We start from the raw sequence: 1,023 nt of genomic DNA, 5'->3' as shown, positions 1-1,023 counted from the left end.
GGCCGGCGCGGCGACGGTGGCCGCCGCGGGAGGCCGCGGGCGGGGAGATCGTGGGCCGACCGGCCAGCCGCGGAACGGTGGAGGGCGTCGTGCGGGTGGCCCGCTCGATCGTCGATGCCCGTGACGTCCGGCCCGGCGAGGTGCTCGTCGCGCCGGTGACGGACGTGGGCTGGACGCCGTATTTCACGGTGATCGCGGCGCTGGTCACTGACATCGGGAGCTCGGTCTCGCACGGTGCGGTGGTCGCGCGCGAGTACGGCCTGCCGTGCGTGGTGAACACGATCGTCGCCACGCAGACGCTGCGCACCGGCGACCGCGTCCGCGTGGACGGAGACCGGGGTGGTGATGCGGTTGGAGGGGTGAGTCGCTGGGAGTCCGTATGGATCGCTGCCGCCCAGGGCGAGACCACCGACCTGGGCGGCTCCGGCGATGTCGGACTGGCCCCACGCCCCTGCTGCAGCGCCGTCACTCCATCGCGCGGCCACACCTGCTCACGTTTTCCCAGGTCCGCTTCGTCACCATGCCGCATTTGTGACCGCTTTCCGGGGGTCGGGCACGGCGAGTCCCGGGTGCGGCGCTGGTGGCCGACCGCGACGGCGACAGCATGAGGCGTGACAAGGGCTGGTGCCCGGCCGCTGGTCGGCGGGGCGACGCGCTGCCCAGTGGCGCGGCCAGCGAGAGGCTGCTAGACGTGGAGGTCCACGCGCCCCCACGCCACGAGGAGGACGAGATGACCACCGAGGACCCCATCGACCCGGACGAGTACACCCCGGGAGCTGATTCGGTCACCGCTCCCGAGGAGTACGAGCCCGAGGTGACCGTCGACGACCCCTTCCGCGAGGCCAACCCGGCGGACGTCGCCGAGCAGGCCATCGAACTGCCCGACGACGACGGCGACCCGGAAGGTGACGACGACGACGAGGTCGGCTGACCCTGCTAGATGACGGCGAGGGGCCGGTTCCATGTGAGCCGGCCCCTCGCCGTCTAACCGAGGTGTGTACTACTCGCAGGCGACGCCGTCAT

2 protein-coding genes are annotated in these 1,023 nt (G+C 72.1%); both read left to right on the top strand.

Going from position 1 to position 1,023, the window contains the following annotated elements; all coding sequences use genetic code 11:
- Positions 1-608: PEP-utilizing enzyme (locus G6030_RS16525; protein ID WP_241724301.1), on the top strand; the 608-nt coding region annotated here is incomplete at its 5' end.
- Positions 605-931: a hypothetical protein gene (locus tag G6030_RS16520; RefSeq protein WP_241724300.1), complete on the top strand. Its 327-nt coding sequence runs from the start codon at positions 605-607 to the stop codon at positions 929-931. The genes G6030_RS16525 and G6030_RS16520, both read left to right, overlap by 4 nt.
- Positions 932-1,023: the final 92 nt, after the last annotated feature.

This window comes from Dietzia sp. E1 (genome assembly GCF_014145015.1).
Classification (GTDB): Bacteria; Actinomycetota; Actinomycetes; order Mycobacteriales; family Mycobacteriaceae; genus Dietzia; species Dietzia cinnamea_A.
Note: the sequence above shows the minus strand (reverse complement) of the source record. Positions and strands in the feature narration are given on the sequence as shown.

Excerpts from the sequence above, each read along its gene's own strand:
- G6030_RS16520 (WP_241724300.1), top strand. The coding sequence starts at position 605 with ATGAGGCGTGACAAGGGCTGGTGCCCGGCCGCTGGTCGGCGGGGCGAC.